The 18879-nt window shown below is 40.5% G+C and carries 15 protein-coding genes and 1 pseudogene; all 16 read right to left on the reverse strand.

Features of this window, described 5'->3' with window-relative positions:
• Positions 1-239: 239 nt before the first annotated feature.
• Positions 240-1034 carry a DeoR/GlpR family DNA-binding transcription regulator gene (locus J7E63_RS02660; protein ID WP_215010176.1) on the reverse strand — a complete coding sequence of 265 codons (795 nt, stop codon included), beginning with the start codon at positions 1032-1034 and terminating at the stop codon, positions 240-242.
• A 582-nt stretch (positions 1035-1616) separates the two neighbouring features.
• A complete protein-coding gene (locus tag J7E63_RS02665) occupies positions 1617-3686 on the reverse strand; it encodes a bifunctional aldolase/short-chain dehydrogenase (protein ID WP_215010177.1) in 2070 nt (689 codons plus the stop codon).
• A gap of 295 nt (positions 3687-3981) precedes the next feature.
• The gene (gene mmsB / locus J7E63_RS02670; protein ID WP_251033348.1) at positions 3982-5097 is read right to left on the reverse strand and encodes a multiple monosaccharide ABC transporter permease; all 1116 of its coding nucleotides are present in this window, start codon (positions 5095-5097) and stop codon (positions 3982-3984) included.
• 121 nt (positions 5098-5218) lie between these two features.
• Positions 5219-6325: pseudogene (locus J7E63_RS02675) on the reverse strand (ATP-binding cassette domain-containing protein); the annotation flags it as partial.
• Positions 6326-6606: 281 nt separating this feature from the next.
• Positions 6607-7416 carry an ABC transporter ATP-binding protein gene (locus J7E63_RS02680; protein WP_215010355.1) on the reverse strand — a complete coding sequence of 270 codons (810 nt, stop codon included), beginning with the start codon at positions 7414-7416 and terminating at the stop codon, positions 6607-6609.
• A 143-nt stretch (positions 7417-7559) separates the two neighbouring features.
• A complete protein-coding gene (locus tag J7E63_RS02685) occupies positions 7560-8540 on the reverse strand; it encodes an electron transfer flavoprotein subunit alpha/FixB family protein (RefSeq protein ID WP_215010179.1) in 981 nt (326 codons plus the stop codon).
• A 13-nt stretch (positions 8541-8553) separates the two neighbouring features.
• Positions 8554-9348, reverse strand: coding sequence for an electron transfer flavoprotein subunit beta/FixA family protein (locus J7E63_RS02690; RefSeq protein ID WP_215010180.1), 795 nt, complete (start codon positions 9346-9348; stop codon positions 8554-8556).
• Between the two features lie 30 nt (positions 9349-9378).
• Positions 9379-10233, reverse strand: coding sequence for an aspartate/glutamate racemase family protein (locus J7E63_RS02695; RefSeq protein ID WP_215010181.1), 855 nt, complete (start codon positions 10231-10233; stop codon positions 9379-9381).
• Positions 10234-10578: 345 nt separating this feature from the next.
• A complete protein-coding gene (locus J7E63_RS02700) occupies positions 10579-11955 on the reverse strand; it encodes an FAD-dependent oxidoreductase (protein WP_215010182.1) in 1377 nt (458 codons plus the stop codon).
• Positions 11956-11969: 14 nt separating this feature from the next.
• Positions 11970-12407 carry a GlcG/HbpS family heme-binding protein gene (locus J7E63_RS02705; RefSeq protein ID WP_066252865.1) on the reverse strand — a complete coding sequence of 146 codons (438 nt, stop codon included), beginning with the start codon at positions 12405-12407 and terminating at the stop codon, positions 11970-11972.
• 31 nt (positions 12408-12438) lie between these two features.
• Positions 12439-13161, reverse strand: a complete 723-nt coding sequence (locus tag J7E63_RS02710; RefSeq protein ID WP_215010183.1) for an SDR family NAD(P)-dependent oxidoreductase — start codon at positions 13159-13161, stop codon at positions 12439-12441.
• 34 nt (positions 13162-13195) lie between these two features.
• Positions 13196-14617 (reverse strand): FAD-dependent oxidoreductase, encoded by a 1422-nt coding sequence (locus J7E63_RS02715; RefSeq protein ID WP_215010184.1) that lies wholly within the window; start codon positions 14615-14617, stop codon positions 13196-13198.
• Between the two features lie 45 nt (positions 14618-14662).
• Positions 14663-15550 (reverse strand): isocitrate lyase/PEP mutase family protein, encoded by an 888-nt coding sequence (locus J7E63_RS02720; protein ID WP_215010185.1) that lies wholly within the window; start codon positions 15548-15550, stop codon positions 14663-14665.
• A gap of 47 nt (positions 15551-15597) precedes the next feature.
• Entirely contained in the window at positions 15598-16455 is an 858-nt protein-coding gene (locus J7E63_RS02725) for an FAD synthetase family protein (protein WP_215010186.1), read from the reverse strand.
• A 23-nt stretch (positions 16456-16478) separates the two neighbouring features.
• Positions 16479-17447, reverse strand: coding sequence for a VOC family protein (locus J7E63_RS02730; protein ID WP_215010187.1), 969 nt, complete (start codon positions 17445-17447; stop codon positions 16479-16481).
• Between the two features lie 24 nt (positions 17448-17471).
• Positions 17472-18671 carry an acyl-CoA dehydrogenase family protein gene (locus tag J7E63_RS02735; RefSeq protein WP_251033336.1) on the reverse strand — a complete coding sequence of 400 codons (1200 nt, stop codon included), beginning with the start codon at positions 18669-18671 and terminating at the stop codon, positions 17472-17474.
• Between the last annotated feature and the right edge of the window lie 208 nt (positions 18672-18879).

Here is an 18879-nt window from a genome sequence, read left to right on the forward strand (position 1 = left end):
TACTTCATCTCCTTGATTGATTTTTATTATAATTCTGTTATTTTTGAATTGCAACATTATTTTATTGTTTTATTTAAAAAAATCAAAAAATTGTACGTTAATTCAATTGTAAAACAAACATTTGAAAACGGTAAATAACAATAAAATAAAAAAATACCACAATCCAAATAATTGTGATAAGTAACAGCTTTAATTTGCTTTCACTTTTCGATAAAAAAACCACACTTAATTTGTGTGGTTTAATCAGCAACTATTGTATTTACACCTAAATTACGAATGGTCCTTAAATCGTTTACAGCCATTTTGTGATCAGTTATCAAATAATTTATTTTATTGAGATTTGATATTTTAATTAATGACTTATTTCCGTATTTACTATGATCGGCAAGTAAAAAATATTCTCCAGAAATAGAGAGAAATTTCTTTTTTATCTGTCCTTGCTGTTCGTTAACTTCACTAATACCCCTTTTCACATCAAATCCTATACATGAAAAGAAATACTTATCAACGTGATAGTCTTCAATTATTTTTTCACTTGAGGATCCAACAAACGACATAGAATCTTCTAATAAATATCCTCCAATAGTAATGACTGTTATCCCTGGTTTTTTCGCAAGTTCCAGAGTAACACCAATTGAATTCGTAATGACCGTTATATCTTTACCTATTAGATATTTTGTCATTTGCAAAGCTGTGGTACTTGCATCAAGGGCGATAATGTCTCCATCCTCTACAAAAGAAGAGGCTTTGTATGCAATGGCCTGTTTTTCATCAATGTTGATTTCCTGTCTCTTTAAAACTGGAATCTCAGTTTCATTCTGTTTTGAAGTAATTGCACCTCCATGAATTCTTGTTAGAAATCCCTCTTTTTCCAACCGTTCAAAATCCCTACGAATCGTTTCTTCTGTAACATTAAACCGCTTACTCATGTCTGAAACACGAATCGTTCCTAGCTCTTCAACAAGTTTAATTAAACTCACTTGTCTCTCATTTCCAACCAATGTAATATCTTGGTGATTATTCGAAACCAACATAAATACCTCCTTTCTTATTCACAAAACAAAAAAATAACAAATATTTTTTCTTTTTATTTAAATTAACACAGATTTTATCTTTGTTTCAAACCAGATAATTGCGTTTTAATTATGAATAGATTTTTCAATATAATAAAGTAAACCCTATATATTAGAATACCAAAAAACTGATTATAAATGAACCATCCTTGTAATAAATCATTTTAATACAAAAAACTCCACCTTTATTCCAACAAGATCCTGATATTAATTGGAGCTATAGTTATCCAAAAGTGTAAATCTGGCTTTAAAGAGAGTATGGTCCAGAGATTAACCATAAACGAATTTACCGTTTAAAGAAAACAATGGAATCCATACAGTAAAAAAATCTATAAAAAAGAGAAATTCGAGGACTCCTATTACATAGCGATCAAGGAGTCCAGTACACCTCAAAAAATTATAACAAACGTTTTCAAAAGAAATTAAATAACCTTAGCCCTATAGAATTTAGGGCTAAGGATTCCTAGTTAATGCACCTTTTAATAATCTGTCCACTTGACGGGGGTAAGTCCACTTTGGGACACCTTTGTATTAAGGCAATTATTATCTCGTAAACGCAGCAGGCACCCCGCCATCTACTGTTAACATACAGCCAGTCGTTCTGTCTGATTTTGATGAGGCAAAGAATGCGATTGATTCAGCGATATCTGAAGGATAAATATTAACTAAAAGAGTTGTACGTTTGCGATAGTGCTCTTCTAGTTGATCAGGTTCAATTCCGTATGCTGCGGCACGCTCTTCTCGCCATCTTGAACCCCAAATAGCAGAGCCTTGGAGTACTGCATCTGGAAGGACTGAATTGACACGAATGCCAAACTCTCCGCCTTCGGCTGCAATACATCTTGCCAAGTGTGTTTCAAGTGCTTTTACAGAACTATAGGCAGCTGCATTTTTTCCTGCAAAAACAGAGTTTTTAGAACCGATAAAGATCATATTTCCGCCGATACCCTGCTGTTTCATTTGTTTGAATGCTTCGCGGGCAACTAAGAAATATCCTGTTCCTAAAACATTCATATTTAAATTCCACTCTTGAAGAGTCGTTTTGTCGATTGGGCTTGATGTAGCAAGACCGGCGTTGTTTACAATTATATCTACACCGCCAAACTCTAGGGCTGCTTGATCAAAGGCTGATTCAACTTGTTCTTCTTTTGTTACGTCCATTTTTACAGCAAGGGCACGATTTGCCCCGTACTTTTCATTAATTTCAGCGGCAACCTTTTCTGCCCCTTCAAGGTTTAAGTCCGCTACGACAACATGAGCACCTTCAGAAACAAAGCGACGGCAAGTTTCGCTTCCTATTCCACCTGCACCTCCAGTAACAAAAGCTACTTTTCTAGAAAATTCAGCCTCTACAGGAGCAAGTGTTAATTTATATAGCTCTAATGGCCAATATTCCACGTTGTAGGATTCATTTTCGCTTAAGGATACAAAGTTTCCTAATGTAGTGGAACCTTTCATTACCGCAATCGCGCGATGATATAAAGCCCCGCTCACTTTAGAGTTACTAACATCCTTACCTGAATTTACCATACCCACCCCAGGAATGAGGATAACACGAGGAGCTGGCTCAAACATTTTATCTCCTTCGTGTTTATTACGCTCAAAGTATTCTTTGTATTGTGCTTTGAAACTGGCAATCCCTTCTTTTACACTAACAATTAAGGCTTCTACATCCTTTGTTTGGGGATCCCAATTAATATAAAGTGGTACCATTTTTGTATGTACAAGATGGTCTGGACAGGCAGCACCTACCTGAGAAAGTTCTGGTGCCGCTTGGCTGTTTACAAATTGTAGTACATCTTCACCGCGGTCATAGGTTAACAGCATTTTCTTCTCTTCACTCACAGCACCGCGGATAACTGGCATTACTTTAGCCAAAATATTCGTTGCATTTTCCTCTGAAAGAGATTCATATTTTTGACCGCCAAAAACAGTTTCTTCTTTAATTCTTTCATTTATATATAGTTCTGCTTCATTAATAATTTCAATGGTTTTGGCATAGGACTCTTCTGAAGTTTCTCCCCACGTAACAAGTCCATGTTTTTCCATTAGGACAAGCTCCGCATTTGGGTTATTTCTTACTCCTTCTGCGATCATTTTTGAAAGTGTAAAGCCTGGCCGTACATATGGAACCCAAACAAAACGATTTCCAAAAATCTCTTCAGCAAGCTGCTTCCCATTATCAGCACAGCATAGGCTAATAATCGCATCTGGATGTGTGTGGTCTACATGGTTATATGGTAAGAACGCATGTAATAATGTTTCGATCGATGCTCTTGGATGTTTGCTGTCAATCATGCAATGTGAAAGATAAGACACCATATCCTCATCTGTCATTTCATCACGTTCAAATAATGGAAGGATATCTTCTAGGTTTAGTCCTGTAAAATTATGAGCTTTCATTGTTGCTAAATCAGAACCGCTTCCCTTTACCCACATCACTTCTATATCACGACCGCGAAAATCCTTTTCAGTTGTTTTCATCGATGTATTGCCGCCACCCCAGTTACATACGGCACGATCTGATCCAATCAAGTTGGACCGATACACTAATTCTTCTACCCCTTTTAAAACTTGTGATGCCTTTTCAGTATCCCAAAGATTCTTTACCATCTGAATTCCCCCGTTTGTTTGTTAATATGTTTATTATATTCTGTTTTTATTATAAAACATTTTTGTTTATTTTTGAATATACAAAATAAATTTTTTTATTTTTTATTTATTTCCGTTTTAACCTTTTTTTATCTGTTTTCTAGGATTCTTGCACAATGAATAACCAAACATCTTGTCCTAGGATTAAAGCGGACTCTAATTTATCTGCATGATTTTCAACATAGACAAAACATTCCTCTACAGAAAGACCGCTACCATTTAAAGATAGCGGTCTACTCTTATTTAATAAGGTAAATTATGATGATTTGTTTTTATTATAAATATCAAAAGCTACTGCAGCTAACAATACAAGCCCTTTAATACCTTGCTGCCAATCTATTCCTAAACCTAGGATGGACATTCCGTTATTCATGACACCCATAACAAGTCCACCAATAATAGCCCCTGGGACCGTACCTACTCCACCATATGCTGATGCCCCGCCAATAAAACATGCTGCAATCGCATCAAGTTCAAAAAGATTTCCTGCTCTAGGTGTTGCAGCATTTAATCGAGCTGCAAATAGAAGCCCAGATAGAGCCGATAATACTCCCATGTTTACAAAGACCCAGAATGTAACCCGCTTTGTTTTGACCCCTGATAAACTGGCTGCTTTTTCATTTCCACCTATCGCGTAAATGTGACGCCCTGCAATGGTTTTTGTTGTAATAAATTGATAAGCCAATATTAATAAAGCCAAGATAACTAATATATTAGGAATTCCTTCGTAAGTAGCAAGAACATACACAAATACATTAATTAAGGCAACTATTGCAATAATCTTCAAAATAAAAATTCCTATAGGTGAAACATTTAAATTGTATTTTATTTCAGCTTTTCTAATTTTCAATTCATTGAAGATTAGAATGACAGATAGCAGAGCTCCAATGACAAGAGTTAAAATATGAAGGTTCGCTCCACCAAACACATCGGGAATGAAACCTGAGCTGATTTTTTGAAATGTTTCAGGAAATGGGGCGATTGATTTGCCCTCTAACACAACCATAGTCAATCCTCTAAACAAAAGCATTCCTGCTAGAGTAACAATAAACGCAGGAATTTTGACATATGCCACCCAAAATCCTTGCCAAGCGCCAATAAGTGCACCAATTAATAATGAGATTATTATTGCGGCTGAGATTGGAACTTCATAATTAACCATTAATATAGCAGATATAGCTCCGACAAAGGCTGCTATTGAACCGACCGATAGATCAATATGTCCGGTAATAATAACTAAAATCATTCCTATTGCCAAAACTAAAATATAACTATTTTGCAAGTTTAAGTTTGTAATATTTAATGGTCTTAATAAAATACCATCTGTTAGAACTTGAAAAAGAATCATAATTGAAACTAGTGCCAAAATCATACTGTATTGTCTCAAATTATTTTTGAAAAGTTGTAAAATGTGATTTACTTTTGGTTCACGAACTGCAACTTTCTCGTTTTCAGCCGTTTTATGCGTTAACGATTGCATGTTTTGCTACCCCCTAAACCATACTTTTGGTCATATATTTCATAATACGTTCTTGAGTTGCTTCTTCTTTTAAAACTTCTCCTGTTATTCTGCCTTCATTCATTACATACACTCGATCACAAATCCCAAGAATTTCTGGCAGCTATGAAGAAATGACTAAAATCCCTTTTCCATCTGTAGCCAACTGATTAATGATTGTGTAAATTTCAAACTTTGCCCCTACATCGATACCTCGAGTAGGTTCATCTAAAATCAGGATGTCAGGCTCTGAAAAGATCCATTTACTCAATACAACTTTTTGTTGATTTCCACCACTCAGATTTCCAGTTTTCTGATGAATACTAGGAGTTTTAATTTTTAATTTTTCACGGAATTTTTCCGATTCAATAATTTCTTGGTTCTTATTAATAACAAATTTGTTGGTTATCTTTTTAAGGCTGGCTAATGTAATGTTTTGTTTAATATCATCCATTAAGATTAACCCGTTAACCTTTCGATCTTCAGAAACATAAGCGATTCCATGTTCGATTGCCTGACTAACATTATTCAAATAGATTTCTTTACTATCTTTATATATTTGTCCCGTTATTTTCTTTCCATACGATTTCCCAAAGATACTCATTGCCAACTCTGTTCTTCCTGCGCCCATCAAGCCGGCAATACCAACAATCTCACCTTTACGAATATGAATATTCACATTATCAATTAATTTTTGATTTGCATGCATTTCGTGAAAGACATTCCAGTTTTTCACTTCAAAAATGGTATTTCCAATTTTCGCATCCCTTTTTGGATAGCGATTCGTTAATTCTCTTCCTACCATTCCCTTGATAATTCTGTCTTCTGATATTTTGTCTACTTTCATATCTAGAGTTTCTACGGTTTGGCCGTCTCGCAAAATTGTGATGGAATCCGCCACTTTGGAAATTTCATTTAATTTATGCGATATAATAATGGCTGACATGCCTTGTTTTTTAAACTCTAATAAAAGATTTAATAGGTTTTCACTATCGTGTTCATTTAAAGCAGCAGTAGGTTCATCCAATATTAACAATTTTACATTTTTAGATAGTGCCTTCGCTATTTCCGTTAATTGTTGTTTCCCTACACCCAAGTCACTACGGTAAATTGCATCGCAAATATTTTTCCTGGGGTAAATGTTTTTGGCGCGGTAAGTTTCACAGTTATATTATTGGATGCCCCACAGCCCACGATAAATATAATAATAAGACTCATTAAAAAGACAGAAAATCGTTTCATCTTGCCAAACCTCTCAGTCAGATAAATTTTAATATCTCAGCTTCCTTTCACTATATACTACAATCTTCATAAAAACTGTGAAGTTTTATACAGTTTCACCCAAAGTTGGCGCATGAATAATTCATGCGCCTTTTTCAATCATCAATAGGCCTTGAGTTTATCTTTCTCATCAACCTGTAGTCTAGAAAGCATCGGCCTGTTGTTCTTCCACTCCACATGAACTTGAAGATTGAAAAACGCCGTTAGTTTTTGACTAGATATCAATTCACTTGTCTTTCCATCTGCAAAAACTTGTCCCTCTTTTAGTAATAAGGTTTTAGTGAAAACTGGTAAAATTTCTTCGATATGATGTGTTACATAAATCAATGTCGGAGCACCGGGATTTTCAGCAATTTTTTCAATCGATTCTAACAGTTGTTCGCGCGCGATAAAATCCAATCCATTCGTAGGTTCATCGAGAATGAGCAAAGAAGGGTCAGCCATCAACGCACGAGCAATTAAGACACGCTGCTTTTCCCCTTGTGATAATTTTTCGTAATTTCGGTTCGCATACCCTATACAACCAAGTGATTCCAATAGTTCAACAGCCTTTTTTCTCATTTCATCTGTCGGTGTTTCGTAAAGACCGATAGAAGCAAAGGCACCGCTTAAGACAACCTCAAACGCATTATCCCCTGGATGAAATTTTTCCTGAAGGGATGAAGAGACAAATCCGATTTGTTTACGCAGTTTCTCACTTAGATAGGTTTTCCCAAATTCCATCCCTAGTACAGTTACTTTTCCTTTTGTCGGGAAATAATAGGCATTTATTAAATTTAATATGGCTGTCTTACCCGAGCCATTTAATCCAAATAAAACCCAGTTTTCGCCTCTATTAATCTTCCAATTTACATCTTGTAAAATCCAATTTCCTTCTCGTAATAAAGAGACATTTTCAAGCTTTAAAACCATCATTAATACTCCTTTCTATCATTCGTAGGTTGAATATAAAATTTTGGTAACCCTATTGTACCAAATTTTCAGAAAACAAAAAAATAAGTCCTACCAAAATGAGGACTTAAAATAGGACTTTGAATCTATTAGATGTGTATTCCTTAAACAAGGACCTTTTTCAACTTTTCTGTAAGTGCTGGTATCACTGTCTTGAAGTCGGCGATTACACCTAGATTGGCCCGTTTAAAAATGGGTGCTTCTGAATCTGTGTTGATCGCAACAACAGTTTTTGCACTGGTAATGCCTGCTAGATGTTGACTGGCACCGGATATTCCGACCGCAATATAAAGGTCTGGAGCAACAACAGCCCCCGTTTGTCCTACCTGCAGGTTAGAAGGAACCCATCCAGCGTCACATGCTGCCCTTGAAGCACCGACTGTCCCGCCCAGTAGTTCTGCAAGGGACTGCAAATCTTGAAAGCCTTCAGGTCCGCCAAGACCTCGACCGCCGGAGACAATAATTGTAGCATCCTCAAGACGGATATCTGACAAGGCCGACTGAATCTTCACCACCAGTTTTGTTAAAACAACTTCCTCTGGAACGGAGTAATCAACAGAAATGATTTCACCTATGCGCGTTGAATCAGGTACAGCCAGTTCCTGACTCTTTTGGCGAATGCCTACAACCACCTTAGGACGTGTAGTTGAATACTCCCCATATGCTTTATCACCATAAATTGGGCGCACCCATGTCAGCTTTCCGCCTTCAGTTCTAAAATCAGTCACCTCTGTTATGGCAGATGCGCCAATGCGTGTGGCCAGTCGACCTACAAGATCCTTACCCATTCTATCGAAGGAGAGGAGCAGCGTATCGGCATCAGATTGTTGGAAAACAGTGAAGAGGCTATCTACGTAAAGTTCAACCTGATATTCAGAAAGTAAAGGATTATTAATGGTATATACTTTGCTTGCTCCAAAGGCAATTGCTTCCTTTGCACCAGCCTCAGTCGCGGGTCCAACCAAGACAGCCTCCACACTTCCGGCGGTGGCACTTGCCAATCGACTGCCGAATGCTAGTGCTTCCTTGGCACCCGGGCTTAGTGATTCTTCTTGCTGATTTGTATAGATAAGGATTTTGGACATAGTTTGAGACCTCCTATAATATCTTGAGTGCCAAGAGCTTGTCAGTCAATTCAGCTGCGAGCTCTGAGCCATCGCTGCCAGAAAGGATTTCGCAATTGACATCTCTGTTTAGGACGTAGGCCCGCTCCAATTTAACACCCGGCTGACACCGCACATGATCCAAATCAATATCATCTGATTCAAATCGAGTGATTGGCTTGCTCCTCGCAAGTCGGATATCTTTAACCTTAGGGAGGCGAGGGACATTTGTCTCAGAACTGATAATTGTAAAAACAGCTGGAAACGGAACACTCGCCACAGTATATCCGCCTTCTGCTTCGCAAGTAGATTTCACACTGTCTTCATCCAGTTCAAGTTCGGAGACAAGTGTCACACAAGGAATCCCAAGTTCTTCAGCCATGACTGGTCCCACAAGGCCTTCCTCAATGTCACTTGCTTGATATCCGGTCAGTACAAGCTCCGCACCACCAAGGGTTTTGATAGTTTGCGCAAGGATATGTCCAACGGCCTGACCGTCGAGATTTTCCCACTCCGAATCCCAAATTCGTACGGCAGTATTAGCCGTGAATGCAAAGGCTCTGCGCAGTACCTCCTCCGATGATTCGTCGCCAAGGCAGATGGCAGTCACCGTAGCACCCGGTGTTTTATCTCGAAGTTGAATAGCCAGTTCAAGCGCGTTCTCGGCAAAAGAGTCCAAAACCATGTCGGAATCTCCATTGACCGGACGATTGGTCTCTGGGTCAATTTGAAAATAACGCGGAGTAATTTCCGGATCAAGAACATGCTTTAGGCATACGACGATATGCATCTCTAGTTCACCTCTTGTCTTTTTATTTGGTTAACCTTTTACTTCTACTCCCGCCCTTACTGCTAATCCTCGCTGGTTATTAGGATTTGGGTATGGGTCTAATCCGTACATTTCTCGTAATCTTGCAACCGCTTCTGCTGGTGGTTTTGAATTGTAGTAGCCACGCCGGGTCATATAAACTCCTGATACTCTTTTTAGGTCCGCTAGTGATTCGCACATCTTGATTCCGGCACCAAATGAGTCAACGACAGGTACGTCACCAATCCTTGAAATCCCGAAGGTTGCAAGGAAAACGTTCATCGGTCCCTCTCCTGGGACAATCACATCGGCTCCTTGAGAGATGGCAGTCTCGGCTGCTCTTCGAAATGCCGCAATAACTGGCTCAGGATTATTGAAGCCTGCGAGCACATCATCAAAGCCTGACTCCAGCGGCACAATTGGTCCGAGCTTTTCGCCGAGGCCGTACCGGGCGGCGTTTTGTCTAAGTTCGTCTGCCAATGGGGTTAAAAAATTGACTACTCCGATACGGTCTCCAAGCATGGATGCCATATGGAAGGAGGCTTGCCCATAACCAACCACAGGGATATCAACGAGCGTGCGTGCCTCCAAAAGGCCTACGTCAGGAATGGTCCCAATAAACATCGCATCGTATCCTGCGGCTTCAGCCATTAATGCAGCACGAACGAACTGTTCCCGGTGCAAGTTCTGCAGGTAGGAATGAGTAATAAAATGCCCGGGGTAATGTGTGGGATATGTCTCTTCAGACATGCCATGTAGAACGACCTCCACGTCTGGTCGTGCAATCTTCCGCACATGGTTCATGATTGCATCTCGGTATTGAGGAACCCGGTCAATCGTGGTTAGGCTCTGATGCCAGATTTTCAAAATATTTACCTCCTTTTTGGTGCTTTTTTAGAGAAAACTATTATTTTAAGAAAGTATTTGGTGAATTTTACTAGTTTATCATCGAATTTCCTGGTATGCTCGTTGGATTTTCCAGTCATGACGGTGCATTTTTGAGTTCAATCAGCGAATTTTTGTGTTCTATCAGCGAATTCTTGTGTTCTATCAGCGAATTCTCCATTTCAATCAGCGAATCCAATTTTATGAGCGAATTCACCAATCTTATGAGCGAATTCTTCTGTTCAATGAGCGAATTTTTAGTTTTATGGGCGAATTCACCAATTCTATGAGCGAATCCTAATCTTAGCCTTCTCGCAATCTATACGATTATTTTACTATTACCTCTTTCAATGCCTCTTGGACTGCTATCCGTCCAAAGACCGCACATTTCCCTAAAGAACTTCCTGTCATGTAACCTGCCCCGTGGAATCCACCAGTCACCTCTCCGGCTGCAAACAATCCTGAAATGGGCTCACCGTAAGGATTCACCACCTGTGCCGCTGAGTTCACCGACACCCCTGCGTATGTTGCCAGCATCGCAACTGTCGACTCAAATGCATAAAATGGTGCCTTCTCTATCGGAGTTGGTTTTCCATAGTTATGTGTTAATGACTTCCTGCCGAAATCAGGATCTTCTCCGTCCTTAATCCCTTGATTGTATCTAGAGATCGTTTCTTCCAATACTTCAAGTGGTACATCAATACAGTCAGCCAAATCCTCCAATGTGTCCGTTTGATATAGAAGCCTGCGCCGCTTCAGTAATTCAAAATCATAGAGAGGGTCATCGTGAACACTCTTGTCCATAACAGTTTGGTCCCAAACCTGGAAACTAACTTGATCTGGCTGCTCGAAAGCGGACTTTCCTAATAGTTTATAAGAAATAGACTCGTTAACGAACCGTTTCCCAAATTGGTTGACCATGATTGCACCCTTGTAAAAGGCTAACCCTTGAGACTTTACTGGTCCTGCAGCTGTAGGATGAAATCCATAGGTCCCATTCAGGTATGGTAAATCCTTTAACCAGGCCCCATGCTCACATGCCATCCGTAATCCGTCCCCATGATTTCCACGGCCGCCAATCCTTAGTGCTCCCTTTAATTGGGGGGCAAACTGCCCCAAAAGGTCCTCGTTTTTTGCAAACCCTCCAGATGCAATGATTACCCCTTTGGAGGCATGCACAAATTGCTCTACCCCTTCGGCCACGTATAAAACACGTTCAATCCGGCCATCGTCATTTTTCAATAGTCTTCGTGCCGGAGCATTAAATCGAATGGTCACGTTTGACATCTGCTTAACCCTTCGGTTAAGTATTTGAATCGCTTGGTGTGGGTCAATAATATGTCCGCGGGGAACACTGTGACCGCTCACAGCTTCGAGTGAGCGGAACTCAACACCGTGCTCAATAAGCCAATTATATGTCACTAATTGGTGCTGACCATAAGCTTCAACGAGTGCCTGTTCATTCACGCCGCCGCCGACCTCGATCATGTCATCCAATAACGACTCAGTCGAATCAATGATACCTGCCTTCTCTTGCATATCTGTTCCGGCAAAGGCCATATACCCTGAGCTAAGAACCGTACTTCCGCCCAGTTCATCCTGTTTCTCAAGGAGCAGGACGTGTGCACCCGCTTCACCTGCCTCAACTGCAGCACACATCCCCGCTAGACCGCCGCCTAAAATAATCAAATCATAGGTTTCCATCCATCAACACCCTCTTACTCTAGGTTATTTAGCACTTCTAATGCTGCCTGACAAACCTGCATATCGTGAGTATAATGTCCGCCACTAACCCCCACACCGCCAATCAGTTCGTTATTGATTTTGATTGGATAACCACCGCCAAAAATAATCAATCTTGGAGTGTGAACAATCCCATGCAGCAATGGTGGATCATCCTTCAATCTGTCGTACCATTCGTGTGTTGCTCTATTATAAGTAGCAGCAGAAAAGGCTTTATTTTGAGCAATTTCCAAACTTAATACTGGCGCACCGTCCATAGCAGCAAACGCTTTTAAGTTCCCCACGCGATCAACAATTGAGATGCTAAACGGCATACCTAGTTCCTTTCCCTTAACAAGTGCTGCCTCTAACATTTTATTAGCAAGTGCTAGACTGATATTTTTTGATTCAATAGCTGGAATTAATTTTTCCATTATGATTTCCCCTTTCAACTTTTAGAAATATTTATAAATTTACTGGTCGTCCGTAACCAAATGCTTCAATAGCGGTTGCAGTGACAGCGACACTTTTTGGTAAACATAAATCGACGATGACATTAGCAAGGTCTATTGGATGCAGCCAATTATCTTTATTCACATCAAAGTCGTCCATCATCTTTGTATTAACAGGACCTGGACAGACCGCATTCACTCTTATTTTGTAGGGCTTTAATTCTTCACCCAAGGCTTTTGAGAATCCGAGACATGCGTATTTCGAAGCAATGTAAGCACTTCTGTCAGGACCGCCTTTAGTTCCCCAAATCGACGATAGATTGATGATCACACCGTGTCTTTTCTCGATCATTTGCGGCACAACTGCCCGAGAACATAAATAGACTCCACGAATATTTACATCTTGTACAAAGTCCCATTCTTCAACCGTCATTTCATGGAACGGCTTAAGGAGCATAACACCCGCATTATTGATTAATATATCGATTGAACCCAAACTTCGTTCTGTTGTCTGGACTGCTTGGTTTATATCATCTTCTGAACGAACATCCCCGGTAAGGGCGATTGCTTCGCCCCCAACCTCCCCGGAAATATAGGAAGCAGTTTCTTTGCTTTCAGATTCATCGTCGGAAAAAACAGCAACTTTAGCGCCCTGTTTCGCGAGGAGAATACAGGTTTCCCTGCCGATTCCTCTTCCTCCCCCTGTTACTAAGGCAACCTTGTCTTTTAATTCCAAAAAACCTCACCCTTTCTCATGAAAACCAAACTAGTTAAACCTCTAGTTTCTTTGCATCAGTTACATATGCTACAGCATGATCACCGGCACGCCGGCCAAACACAAGACCCCTTAGTACAGATGTTCCGCCTGGATATTTCCCGTAATAAAGACCAGCCGTCTCGCCGACTGCATATAAACCTGGAATCGGATCATGATCTTGAGATAAGACACGTCCATCCGTGTCGGTAGCTAACCCGCCATTAGTGAAAACATTGGAGCAGATAATGGGATAGGCGATAAACGGTGCCTTATCAATTGGGATTGCCCAATTAGATTTTGGCGGTGTAATTCCAAGCGCCTGCTTCCCATCCTTTTTATCCCAAAGAAATTCACCCGGTTGAACAGCTGCGTTAAAAGATTCAACCGTAGCCGTTAATTGGCCGACTGGCACGCCAATCTTTTCCGCCAACTCTTCAATCGTATCGGCAACAATGGCCGGTTTATCGGTTTCCACTGCCCGTTCATAGTTAGGAATATCATACATTTTTTGATCGCCAATCATATAGGCAATATGACCAGGAAGGTCGTGGAATATCGTCCGGGCAACTTCTTCATATTGCTCATCGACTGTTGTTTTTCCCTCATCAACGAAACGATTTCCATTCTGATCGACTAGAATAAAGTAAGGATATGTCATTACTGCAGCTTCTTCGCGCTTGCTTCTTGGGTCGACCGGTTCAGCATGAAAAGAGTCGAACTGACCCGCCGTTTTTGCCCCTAGCTCCATAGCCATCCGGATTCCTTCACCTTTGTTAAACAAACCACCCTCAGCTACTGTCCGGACTTTATGAGCATCTCTGCCAACATATTGGGCCATCATCTCCTGATTTCCCTGGAATCCACCTGACGCTAACACGACAGCTCCCACTTTTAATTGAAGGGATGTGCCGCCTTTCACGCGCACCATCAATCCATTGACGGCACCCTCGTCATCAAGAAGTAATTTCCAAGCAGCAGCCTCGTAAATAATCTCTACACCAAGACCGCCGGCACGGCGGGATAGGGTGTCAACGATGGCACGTCCTCCGCCTACTGGAAGCAAACGAGGTCTTGATGCGGTTAAGAACATCGTCGGCAGATAGTCAAAATCGACCCCTTTTTCCTGCACCCAGCGAAGTGTGCTGCCAGCATCCTTGGCGAGAGTTTCTATGTACTCCCGATCGGAATAATTGTCCGAAAAAGCCATCATATCTTCCACAAAGTTATCCGCTACTTCATCGAGATTCTTCATACGCATATAGGAGGCAGTCCAACGGGAATTTCCACCTCTATGGTCATAATCAGCTCGTTCTAGAATCGCTATTTTTAGATTCTTATTTTCCTTTTTAGCCGTTTCAGCGGCAGACAATGCGGCTGAGGTCCCGGCAACTCCACATCCTATGACTACGATGTCGTAATCTACTTCTCTCCCCACAACTAAGTCCTCCTTTTAAGTTCTTAATTTATTAAAAAAGTAAATTTACTTTTTTATTAATGGCTGATTTTCTGCATATTTGTTTTCCCACTCTTTAATCTGATTTAGTTTAAAGAGTGATTGCCGCTCTTCCCACGTACAAATTAACTCGTGAATATTTTCGTGTGAACCTTCGGCTTTTAATATTCTTAACGACTCTGTGATTCCTTTGATTGCCGAGCGAAGGACAGTATTTGCACAAAGCATGATTTTAAAACCAATCTCTTCGGCCTCTTTCAAAGAAATAAGCGGGGTTTTACCGCCTTCCACCAGATTAATGATCTGCGGTATCCCTTTTAATGAACTGGTGATATTTTTTAATTGCTCAATTGTTGTCGGCGCTTCAACAAAAATTATGTCGGCCCCCGCATCTGCATAAGCATTTGCCCTGTCCAACGCATCTTCCATGCCATATACGGCTAATGCATCTGTACGGGCGATGATTGCGAGATTTTCATCCCTTCTTGTGTCAACGGCAGCTTTGATTTTCCCGACCATTTCTTCTTTTGAAATCACATCTTTCCCATTAAAGTGCCCGCATTTCTTAGGTGAAACCTGGTCTTCCATTTGGATGGCAGCTACACCTGCTCTTTCAAACTCTCGTACGGTACGGATCACATTAATCGCATTTCCAAAACCTGTATCGGCATCTACAACAATCGGAATCTTCGTCACATCCGCCATCCTTGCGACAATATCAACCACTTCTTTTAAGGAAGTTAGGCCTACATCTGCCCACCCTAATTGAGCGTTCGATATTCCGGCACCTGTGGCGTATATTGCTTGAAAGCCGATTTCTTCTATTAATCTTGCAGACATTGCATCGTAAGCACCGGGCAAGATAAATGTACCTGGTTCGTGTAATAGTTTTTGGAACTCTTGCGTTTTATTCACTTTTAATAGCCCCCCTTTTTATAATTATCGTTTATTAAAACTTCTGGTTATCCAATTTGGACAACTCCTTGAACCCACCCATTCTCTTGATAAGAATTTTTTACTTTTCCGAGGATTTGTTCGTGCCAAATGATCGAAAGAACACCATAATAATTGGAGGCTAACTCTGAAAAAGATTTTAGCGGAATCAATTCTTTTTCTTTTGTCACAATCATTTCTAGCACTTGTGATTGATTGGCACCTCTTACCGTTACTACATATTTTCCCGGAGCAGGCAAGGTATAATGGGGCCTGACAGTTAACGAAGTACCGTTCCATTCACATCCCACTTCATAGAGACGTCCTAAAAATGCTGGCAGATCCTCAATATTTCCACTTGCCAATTTTTCACGAATGCAGGTTGAACTAATTTTCTCCCCCTGGTATTCCACTTTTTCTACCTTCGTCACTTCGAGAATCCCGCCTGAATCACTTATCAAGCGGTCCATATTTCCAACTCCACGAAAACCATAGGTATAATCAAAGCCGGCAACTGCATGGACGACACCAAGATCAACTAAATACTTTGCTGCAAACTTTTCTGGGGAAAGTGAAGCAAATTCTCTATCGAATTCAACGATATAAAATATGTCGACCCCCAGTTCACAGAATATTTTTTCCTTATCAGAAAGCGGCATCAGATAATCAACATGTGTCTTTCCATTGGATAAAACGGTTTTCGGATGTGGAAAGAAACTCATCACAGATAGTGAAAGATTCCTTTCTTTTGCTTTCTGAAAAGCTGTTTTAATCACTTCACGGTGTCCATTATGAATACCATCAAAAAATCCAAGGGCCATGACACTTTGTTTTGCTTTATGCTGATAGTCCGCTAGATTTTCTGGGTTCAAATAAATCGTTTCCATGCAGTTCCCTCCTAATCATTAACCTAAGCTTCGATGGTAATGTTATTTTCTGGCTTATCCTGGACGGATTCACCCCAGTAGGTATTACCTATTGATCTTTCCTCCATCGTCCACTCGATTGGCTCCCAGTCTGGTTCAAATATTAAATAGCCACCGCTAAATAATTCCACACGGCATCCGCTTCCAGGATCCATGACATATAGATACATAGCCTGAGAGATTCCATGCTTCCCTGGTCCGATAAAATTGATTCCCTGCTCTTTCAGAATATCAGCAGCCCGGAGAATATCCTGCATGTTATCTGACCAATAAGCAATATGGTGCAGCCTAGCTGGTGTTGGTGCCTGGGGCTTTGATAAAACTGCGACATCATGAACCAATGGGGTGACACTCATCCAGCCAGCAATCGTTTGGTTATCATCATCTTTAAGGAATTCACGCATTTTAAATCCTAATTGATTTTCTAGAAACTCATACGTAAGCGAAGCATCCGTTGATGTATGAATATTGACATGATCAAATCTTCTTGGAGACACACCGCGATTCCATGATTTATACGTTTGATTCTTTAATACGGATCGTCTGCCTTCCTCAACTACTGGCTTTTCAACATCGTAATAAAGTTCAAACGTATGCTGGCTTGGAAGTTGGAAGCGGATCGCTCTTCCTTGGCCTCTCTCTGTTTCTGCTTCAATCCACTTCACTTCTGTCCCAGCCTTAGTAAGCAGTTCAGCAAAACCTTCGACATCTTCAGGGCGCTTTGTTCTCCAACCAATATGGTCGACATACCCTTTTTCTCCAGCTGTTAATGACAGAGAGTGATGTTCAAAATCACCCCACGCACGTAAATAAATGGTTTCGTCCACTTCTTCGGTAACTTCCAAACCAATCACATCTCGGAAAAACCATAATGATTTTTCAAGGTCAGGTGTGACGAGTGCAACGTGTCCTAACTTGGCAATTTCTGGCAAAAATATTCCCTTCCCCTCCATCTATTCGAACTTAAATAATACCCTTTAAATATTTTTCGTATTGCTTGAAAGACCACATAACTCTCGGCCAAAGTTTTCTTTGGAGGTTATAGGTGAAACTGTTCTGTGTGTATATAATGCAGCAAAGTCCCGGCCGATTCTTTGCATCGGGTTCCCATCGCCCACATAGGCCGAACCCGTTGCAAGGATTAAGATATCGATGGCTTCCTTACAGGACTGCACCGCATAGCCGATATTGGCCAATGCCTTGACTCTTTCAAATTTGCTCATGTACTCGCCACTTGCTGCACAAGAGTCGAGGCGGTCAGCGACTTGATAAAAGTGCATGGCAGCGGTTTCAATTTTTAGCGATGCTTCTGCAGCTTGATGATGAGTGGTGACGGCATCACTTAAGTATTCAACCCCCAAATTCGCCGCTCTTCGATTAGGCAATTTTTCCATGAATAATTCTAAAGCAGCCTTCGCCATTCCTAAGCCCGGAACACCGATTGACATCGCCAGCGCTGGGAATAGTGCTGTATTATATAGTGGAATATCTCGAAAATGATCAGATTGAAACTTTCCAGCAATAGCGTCGGTAAAGGATACAACCCGATGGTCTGGAACAAAAACATCTTTCATATTGATACTGTTACTTCCTGTGCCGCGAAGTCCCATTACATGCCAATCGTCCGCAATTTCCACTTGGCTCATTGGTAAAGTAATCAGGCCTTGATCAACGACCTTTCCATTTTCATCGACAATTGGCATTCCGAAGTATCCCCATGTTGCATGAAGGGAACCAGAGCAAAACGGCCAATAACCTTCTTCAATGTTGTAACCGCCTTCAACTTTTTTCACTTGAATCTTTCTTGGTTCAAATACACCTGAAAAAACAATATCATCACCAGATCCGTAAATTTCCTGATGCGTCTTTTCAGAAAAGGATTCCGATATCATCAATTCCCGAATACAACATAGGGCAACAATCCAGCCAGTTGAACCGCAGCCACGTGAAATTTCCGTCACAATATCCGTATAGGTTCTCATGTTTGTTTGGTAGCCGCCAAATTGCTTTGAACGAAGGATATAGAAAAGACCGGACTTTTTTAATTCGTTAATTGTGGCATCTGGAATTCTCCGAATTTCCTCTGTCACTTTTGACCGTTCACGCAATCTTGGGACAAACGATCGTGCCTTTTCTACCAGTTCAGTCTGTACATCCAAAATAGTACTTGTCATCATTGCATCTCTTCCCTTCCAATTTGATTTAGCCTGTCTATTTTAGTAAGTATTAAATGAGTTTTTGTTTATAATTAGATTTTAGAAAATTCGGTAACTTCAATCTAGAGTAAAAATCGTTTGAGTTAGCGTATTTTTTAGATGATTTTTATTGGTTTTTCTCTAAAGAGGCATTTAATTAACACATTTAATAACTTTTTTAGATTTTTAA

It is taken from the genome of Bacillus sp. ISL-75, assembly GCF_018613095.1.